Here is an 8,292-nt window from a genome sequence, read left to right as displayed (position 1 = left end):
GCGGGGGCACGGAGATCTCCCCACCACCCCCCCCCGTCCCCGTCACCGCCCCCCCCCGCCGGCCCCGGCTCGCCGGCCCCGGCACCGGGCGCCCGCCCACCGCTCCACACCCGTCAGTACGCCAGTAAGGAGGATCCCGGCATGCGCAAGCGCCTGATCCTGGGAACCGCGGCCGGCCTCCTCGCCCTCGCCGCCGGTGCCACCACATTCGCGCTGCTCTCCGACGACGACCGCCCCGCCGCACACGGCCCCGCCTGGACCACACCCGCAGCGGCCGGCCGGCCGGCCACCGCTCCGGCGCCCGGTAGCGGCACGAGCACCGGCACGCCGGCCGCAGCACCGTCGGCCGGCCCCACCGAGACGCCCGCAGCACCCAACGGCGCCCCTGCCGGAACACCGGGCCCGTCCCACCCCATCGCAACCCCGACCTTCGCCCGGGGCGCCACCCGCAACCCGGCCAAGTCCTCTCCGGCACCCGCCGCCACCCCGAGCCACGACTCCGACAACCCGGTCGACGCCGAACCCGACCGCTTCGCCCCCGGCCCCGGGCCGACGAACCAGCCCGGCCCCACGGGTGCCGGCCAGCCGACGCCGGTCCCGGGCCGGACGCTTCCGTTCCCCACCACCCCTTGAACGAACGGGACCGCGGCCCTCACTCATCGAGGCCGCGGTCCCGTCGCACCACACGACCGACGACGACCGCTCCAACCGCCGACGGGTCGTCCCGCCAACAACCGCTGACGCTCCGTTGAGCGCACTGCACAGCCGCCGCTGAGCGCTCCAACCCCGCCTTCCCACCTCGGCTTCCCGCCCGGGCGCGGAAAGGCGGGGCTTTTCTGTTGTCCTTCAACTTTCTTAACTGATTTGGTTTTAAGCATTCGTTATGCGCCCTCCCTTCACTCTGGCCCCGTGAGCCGCAAAGCTTCGGTCTGATTCCGCCGGGGCAGCGCGACCGCGCGACCCGGCCGCATGGGGAGGACCCACCATCGTGCCCAACAGGCAACGCCGACGGCTGCTGCTGCCCGCCGTCACGCTCACCGCGCTCGGACTGACCACCACCCAGGCCCTCGCCGCGCCCGGCACGTCCGACCCCCGCCCGCACCAGGCGCAGCACCTCGACGAGGTCGGCCAGAAGCACGCCGCGAAGGTCAAGGGCACCAGCCCCACCAGCAGCACCGCCAAGCACACCTTCTCCGCCAAGGCCGACACCCCGGGCGGGGGCGACGGCGGCGCGGACGAGGCCGAGAACGCGGCCGAGGGCACCGCGCAGTACACCGAGGCCCGCACGGCCCCCGGCGTCGTCGCACCGGGCGCGTACGGCGCGGCCTGGGCGCAGCTGAAGTCGATGCCGCACACCGACGGCTCGTGGAAGCACGTCACCGACAAGCCGTACAACGAGGACGACCCGCGCTACCGGGACGCCAACTCCAACTCCAGCGGCGGCGCCGGGTACACCACCGGCCGGATCACCGGCATCGCGGCCGACGACGACGGGTACGTGTACGCGGGCGGTGCCGACGGCGGGGTGTTCCGCTCCCGGACGGGCGGCGGACAGTGGGAGCCGATCGCGGACAAGCTGCCATCGCTGTCGACGGGCACGCTGAACCTCGACGAGGGCGGCCGGCTCTGGTACGCCACCGGCGAGTCCAACACCGGCGCCACCTCCTACGTCGGCACCGGTGTGTACGTACTGTCCGACCCCAAGCACGGCAAGTTCCAGCCCGGCAACCGGGTCGGTGGCGCCGAGCTGGAGTCCACCATCATCCACGCGCTGCGCTTCGGCGGCGGCAAGGTGTGGGCGGCGACCAGCCGCGGTGTGTGGAGCCACTCCGCCACCGACCTCTCCGGCCCGTGGACGCAGGAGTTCGCGCCCAACCCGGACTACCTGCCGGGTGGTTCGAAGGCGGCCGACCCGAGCGCGCCGTACAAGAACATCGCCAACGACATCGCGATCGACCCCAAGGACCCGTCCAAGGTGATCCTGGCCGTCGGCTGGCGCGGCGGCGACACGTACAACGGCTTCTACAGCAAGGCCGCGGACGGCAGTTGGCAGCGCGTCGCCTCCCTCGGCGACCTGCCCACCGACGCGGCGAACGTCGGCAACGTCACGTTCGCCCGTTCCGCGGACGGCTCTCGCTACTACGCCATCGACCAGTCCCCGGACGTCATGGCGCACAACCCCGACACCGGTCTCAAGGGCATCTACGTCTCCAAGTCCGGCTCCCCGTCCGGCCCGTGGACGCTGATCGCGGACAAGGACAAGATCAAGAACTCGGGCTCCGCGCTGCAGGGCGCCGGGTACCAGCCGGGCATCCAGTCCTGGTACAACCAGTTCCTCCAGGTCGACCCGGCCAACCCGGACCACGTCTACGCGGGCCTGGAGGAGGTGCTGGAGACGAAGGACGGCGGCGCCAGCTGGTCCGTTCCCGGCCCGTACTGGAACTTCACCTTCCCGTGCTGGAGCATCGACCCCACCAAGGTGACCGGCGACTGCTCGCCCACCACCCACTCCGACCAGCACGCCGTCGCCATCGGCACCTACCACGGCAAGCCCAGCGTGTACGTCGGCAACGACGGCGGCATCTACACCCGCCCGGTCAACGGCGCGGCCGACGCCTCCGGCCACGCCACGGACTGGAAGTCCCTCGCCGACGGCACCATCGACACCCTGCAGTACTACTCGGTCGGCGTCGGCAAGGACCCGGCGGACCGCACCGGCAAGGGCGTCATCGTCAGCGGCGGCCTCCAGGACAACGGCGAATCGATCCTGCGCGCCCACGACAAGGTGATGGGCTCCAACTTCGGCGGCGACGGCGCCGACACCCTGGTCGACCCGGCCAACGGCTGCAACATCGCCCAGGAATACGTCTACCTCGACATGTGGGTCACCCAGAACTGCGCCGTCAACGACGGCTCCGGCAACTCCGACCCCAGCAAGGCCACGTCCTACGAGGTCGCCCCGCCCGACAAGGCCACCAGCTCCGCCCGCTTCATCGCCCCGCTCGCCGCCGACCCCAAGGACGTCAACACCTGGATCGCCGGCGGTCAGCACATCTGGGTGCAGCACAAGGGCTACGCGATCCGCAGCGGCAGCGAGTGGACCAGCGCCTACGACCTGGGCGCCGGGCACTTCGCCACCGCCGTCTCGACCGTCAACGGCACCGTGTACGCGGGTTGGTGCGGCCCCTGCAACAACCAGGGCTTCAGCCGCGGCATCGCGGTCGGCAAGACCGACGGCACCGGCTGGCACCAGCTCAACCTGCCCGTCGACGGCACCCTGCCCAACCGGTACATCTCCTCCTTCGCCGTGGACGAGAAGGACGCCCAGCACGTCTTCGTCGCCATGAACGGCTTCTCGCGGACCTGGACCGAGGGCCCCGGCGCCGGCAACGGCCACCTCTTCGAGACCCACGACGGCGGCGCCACCTGGACCGACGTCTCGGCCAACCTGCCCGACGTCCCGGCCACCTCGGTCAAGCTCCTGCCGAACGGCGGGCTCGCGCTGGGCAGCGACCTCGCCGCCTTCTACCGCGCACCGGGCGAGACCAACTTCTCGGTGCTCGGCAAGAACCTGCCCACCACCTCGGTCCAGCAGCTCAAGACCGGCCCGGACGGCCGCCTCTACGCCGCCACCTTCGGCCGCGGCATCTGGTCGATCAACCCGACCGCGCTGTACGAGGACGACAACAGCCAGGGCGACGACAACCAGAACTGACCACGACACGCGCAACCACCGGTGCCCGGCCGCTCTCCCGAGCGCGCCGGGCACCGGCATAGTCGGAACCTCCCGACCCGCGCGCACGTCCGACCGCGGCCAGTACGAGACCGGAGACCACCGCCCGTGAAGAGAACCGCCACCGTCCCGGCAGCCGCCCTGCTCCTCGCCGTCACCGCGACCGCCTGCGGATCCAGTGGTACCGCTTCACCCGCCCGAAGCGCGGCCCCGGCCACTCAGCAGCCGGCCCCGGCAAAGGGAAGCACCAGCGCTCCGCCCACTCTCGCCCCCGCCGAACCGACGCCGGCACCAGCGTCGCCCTCGACGGGTGCGGCAACGACCTCCCCACCACCCCTCAAGGGCAGCACCGCAGCCCCGACCCGGACGGCCTCGCAAGAGCCCGCGCCCGCAGGCAGCCACGCGTCCGTCACAACGGCGCCGAACCCCGCTCCCCCTCCGGCCCTGCCGCCGAACGACGGGGAGAACCCGGTCGACCTCCAGCACCGCCCCGGCGGCGGGCCCTCCCGCCCCACGGGCTGATCCGACGGAGCGATAGCATCGCCGCATGGCGATGACATCACCACCATCCGCCGGGCGGGATGCGCTCGCACCGGCCGCGGCCCTGTTCCGCTCCCTCGGCGATCCGGCCCGCCTGGCGATCGTCCAACGGCTCACGGCCGGCGAAGCCCGGGTGGTCGATCTGGTCGAGCAGCTCGGCCTGGCCCAGTCCACCGTCTCCAAGCACCTGGCCTGCCTGCGCGACTGCGGCCTGGTCGACTCCCGTCCGGTCGGCCGGGCCTCGGTGTTCAGCCTGACCCAACCCTCCCTGATCGGCCTGCTCGCCGCGGCGGAGACCGTGCTGGCCGAGACCGGCGACGCCGTTGCGCTCTGCCCCGTCTACGGCGCCGGCGAGGGGGACGACCGGTGACCGCCGAGGCCGAGTCAAGCGCCTGCCACTGCGAGCCCGGCTGCACGGACGCCTGCTGCCGCCCGCCGGTCGAGAAGAGCGCCGCCTGGCACGAGGCGGCCCGCAAGGCGAAGCTCCTGTCGTGGCTCTCCCTCGGCTACATGGCGGCCGAGGGCGCCGTCGCACTCGTCGCGGCGGTCCTGGCCGGCTCGGTCGCCCTGCTCGGCTTCGGCCTCGACTCCGTCGTCGAAGGTCTGGCCTCCGTCATCGTCGTCTGGCGGTTCAGCGGCACCCGGACACTGTCGGAGACCTCCGAGGCCCGCGCACAGAAGGCCGTCGCGGTGACGTTCTTCCTCCTGGCCCCCTACATCGCCTACGACGCCGTCTCCACGCTGGCCGCCGGCGAGAAGCCGTCCACCAGCTGGCTCGGCATCGGCCTGTCCGTCACCTCCCTGATCGTCATGCCGCTGCTGGGCCGCGCCAAGCGCCGCCTCGGGACCATCCTCGACTCGGCCGCCACCAGCGGCGAAGGCACCCAGAACCTCCTGTGCGCCTACCTCGCCGCCGCCGTCCTGGCCGGCCTGCTCGCCAACGCCCTGTTCGGCCTGTGGTGGCTCGACCCCGCGATCGGTCTGCTCGTCGCCGGCCTCGCCGTCCGCGAGGGCATCGACGCCTGGCGCGGCGAAGAGTGCGGCTGCTGACACCACCGCCGACGCCCGCCAAGCAACCGGTCGGCCTTATGGCGCGATGTCGAAGTCAGGCGGCCGGAGGCATGCGAGGCACTCCGTCTTCGGCGCGGTCGGAGTGTCGAAGAACGAGCGGGTGATCTCCTGCGCGCACGCCGAGTCGGCGAAGACCACGTGGGCGACGTAGGGGACGGTGACCTCCGTGGACCGGCTCAGCGTGCGGGCGGCGTACGGCCCGTTGCTCGCTGCGGTCTGGGCGTCGAACCCGCCCGACAGGACGAGCGTCGGGATGTCGCTGTGCGTCACGTCCCGGACCGGGCGCGGTGCGGCGGGGACGTCCCAGGCGCGGCAGTCGTCGTGGAGCCAGGCGAGCCCCGGGGCGTTGGCCAGCACCGAGTCGGGGAACGACGGGAACGCGCGTCGCCCGCCCTCGATGACGTCTGCCTCGCTCTCGAACGGTGTCCACTCGCTGCAGAAGACGCCGTAGGCGAGCCCGTGGGAGAGCCTGCCGAAGGCCGCTGGGCTGAGCTTCCCGCCGGCCCACTGCTCGGCCACGCGTTGCGGGTTGCCGTGGGCCAGCTCGTCGATGGAGCGCGGCACGCCTGCCGCCAGGTGGCTGGCGGCGGTCAGCCAGGTCACCAGGACGCCGCCGTCCAGCACGACCTCCACCGGACCGGGGTGGCCCGGGACGGTGACGGTGGTGGTGGCCGGCCGGGCTTCGAGCTCGACGACGAGGCGTTCGAAGGTGGCCTTCAGGTCCGGGTAGCGGTCGTTGCAGGCACGTTGCTTCGCGCAGGCGTCGAACAGGCCGTCGAATCCCTCCTGTGCGGCCTTCCAGGTCACCGCCCCGCCGGCCAGGGACGGCGGCAGGATGCCGTCGATGCCGACCGACCGGATGCCCCGCGGGTGCAGGCGCATGTAGAGCAGGGCCAGGTCGGAGCCGTACGAGATGCCGAACACGTTCCACTGCTCGATGCACAGCGCTTCGCGCAGGTCGGCGTAGTCGGCGGCGCTCTCGGTGCTGTTGTACGCGCTGAGGTCGGCCCCGCGGCCCGCGAGCCCGTCGCGGCAGGCGCGGGTCGCGTCGACGTGCAGGCGCCCGGTGGACGGCGCGCCGTAGACGAGGCCGAGGGAGTCCGCGTTGAACTGGTCGATGTTCGCGCAGGTGAGCGCCGGGTCGGCCGAGTAGGTGCCCCGCTGGGACATGAAGATGACGTCGCGGTCGCGGTTCAGGCCGCCGTTGAGTGCCAGGGGGATCTCGGAGACCGCGTCGTCGCCGGGCCCGCCGGCGAGCCACACGATCGGGTCGGGTGCCGGTCTGCTCGTGGCCGCCGGGATGATCGCGACTCCGAGGGTGATCGTCCGCCCGTCGTGGCGGGAGCGGTGCTCGGGCACCGTGAGCGTTCCGCAGCGGGCCTTCTCCAGCTCGGGGATCGGGTCCGCCGTCCTGGGGCAGGGGCCCGGCTCGAAGTGGGCGCGCCCGGCCGTCCGGGCGACCGTGCCGAGCGGCGGTACGGCAGCGGGCTCGGCGCGGGTGGGTGCGGCCCGGGCGGGCAGCGCGGCGAGGCCGACGGCGAGGACACCGGCCGTGGCCACGGCCAGCGTGGCCCGCAGCCGTCGCGCGGTGCGACGGCGGTGGGGCACGGGAGTTGACATCATGCGGCTTCCGTTTCGGGGGTGATGGTGAACGGCGCGGGCGCGAGGTCTGCCACGCAGGCGGTGTCCGGCGCCGTCGGATGCGCCAGGAAGGAGGTCAGGACGCTCTGCGCGCAGCACGACTGGGGAACCACCCAGTGGCCGATGCCCGGGATCCGCACGACGGTCGAGCGGGACAGCGTGCGGGCCGCGTACCGGCCCCAGCTCGCCCCGGTCTTGGAGTCGAAGGTGCCGGAGATGACGAGCGCGGGAACGTCGCTGACGGTGGCCACCCGCTGGACGGCGGTGCGGTCCGGGACGTTCCAGACCCGGCACACGTCGTACTGGAAGGGCAACTGCGGCGCCTGGGCCAGGACGGCGTCCGGCCACCCGGGGAAGTTGCGGCGCCCGGCCGCCAACACGTCGGCCCGCGAGTAGCCCGGCACCCACTCACTGCAGGCCACCGACTCCTTCAGCCCGTAGGCGAATTCGCCGATGACGGGCGTCGCGCCCGCCGCGCGGGCGCGCGCGAAGCGCTCGGGATTGCCGTGGGCGAGTTCGTCGAGAGCGGCGGGCAGTTCGGCGAACGGGACGGCCTTGGCGACCAGCAGGTCCACCAGGCTGCCCCCGTCGAGGACGACCGTCACCGGGTTTCCGCCCCCAGGGGGCTGCGCCGTGAGTGTCAGGGGGTGTTCCTCCAGCCGCCGGACCTGCTCGGTGACGGTCCCGGGGAGGTCGGGATAGCGGTTCTTGCAGGCGGGCTGGGCCTCACAGGCCGCGAAGACCTCGTCGAGCCCTTCCCGGAAGCTGTCCCAGGTCCACGGCAGGTTCACGACCGGCGGGGGTGCGACCGAGTCGATCGCCACCGAGCGGATCCCCTCGGGATGCAGGCGCAGGTAGGTGAGGGCGAGGTTGGTGCCGTAGGAGTACCCGTAGACGTTCCACCGGTCGATGCCCAGCGCGGTGCGCAGGTCGGCGAAGTCCGCTGCGTTCTCGGTGGTGTTGTAGGCGGCGAGTTCGACTCCGCCGGCGGTCAGGCGGTCCCGGCACTCCTTCGTCGCCCGGACCAGGAGCTCCCCGGTGGAGGGCGCGTTGAAGGGCAGCCCGACGGCGCCCGCGTAGAACCGGTCGATCTCCGGGCAGGCGAGGTTCGGCTCCGAATGGAGGGTGCCGCGCTGGGCCATGACGATCAGCTCGCGGTCCCGGTTCACGCCAGCGCCGATCAGGAACGGGATGTTCCCGAACGCGTCGCCGCCGGGGCCGCCCTCCATGAACGCCACCGGGTCGCCGGCCGGCGGGGCGGCCGCCCCCGGGGGTAACGCCGCCGGCCCCCCGGCCGGGCGAGCCGG

6 protein-coding genes are annotated in these 8,292 nt (G+C 72.9%); 4 read left to right on the top strand and 2 right to left on the bottom strand.

Annotated features, from left to right (window positions below; all coding sequences use genetic code 11):
- The first annotated feature begins 141 nt into the window (after positions 1–141).
- The 4 genes from ACFV4G_RS30900 (at position 142) to ACFV4G_RS30885 (ending at position 5,323) form a co-directional block, all read left to right on the top strand.
- Complete coding sequence (locus ACFV4G_RS30900) at positions 142–633, top strand: hypothetical protein (RefSeq protein WP_380445416.1); 492 nt, start codon at positions 142–144, stop codon at positions 631–633.
- 355 nt (positions 634–988) lie between these two features.
- On the top strand, positions 989–3,715 hold the full coding sequence (locus ACFV4G_RS30895; RefSeq protein ID WP_380445415.1) for a glycosyl hydrolase: 2,727 nt from the start codon (positions 989–991) through the stop codon (positions 3,713–3,715).
- Positions 3,716–4,280: 565 nt separating this feature from the next.
- Positions 4,281–4,643 carry an ArsR/SmtB family transcription factor gene (locus ACFV4G_RS30890; RefSeq protein ID WP_380445414.1) on the top strand — a complete coding sequence of 121 codons (363 nt, stop codon included), beginning with the start codon at positions 4,281–4,283 and terminating at the stop codon, positions 4,641–4,643.
- Positions 4,640–5,323, top strand: a complete 684-nt coding sequence (locus ACFV4G_RS30885) for a hypothetical protein (RefSeq protein WP_380445413.1) — start codon at positions 4,640–4,642, stop codon at positions 5,321–5,323. Before ACFV4G_RS30890 ends, ACFV4G_RS30885 begins: the two co-directional genes overlap by 4 nt.
- 36 nt (positions 5,324–5,359) lie before the next feature.
- Here the strand turns inward: ACFV4G_RS30885 and ACFV4G_RS30880 are convergent, their stop codons facing one another.
- Both ACFV4G_RS30880 and ACFV4G_RS30875 read right to left on the bottom strand, forming a co-directional pair.
- Complete coding sequence (locus ACFV4G_RS30880; RefSeq protein ID WP_380445412.1) at positions 5,360–6,952, bottom strand: alpha/beta fold hydrolase; 1,593 nt, start codon at positions 6,950–6,952, stop codon at positions 5,360–5,362.
- 11 nt (positions 6,953–6,963) lie between these two features.
- Positions 6,964–8,292 (bottom strand): alpha/beta fold hydrolase (locus tag ACFV4G_RS30875; protein WP_380445411.1); only part of this gene is annotated, 1,329 nt, incomplete at its 5' end.

The organism is Kitasatospora sp. NPDC059747 (genome assembly GCF_042732955.1).
Classification (GTDB): domain Bacteria; phylum Actinomycetota; class Actinomycetes; order Streptomycetales; family Streptomycetaceae; genus Kitasatospora.
This window is presented reverse-complemented; position numbering and strand designations above follow the sequence as displayed.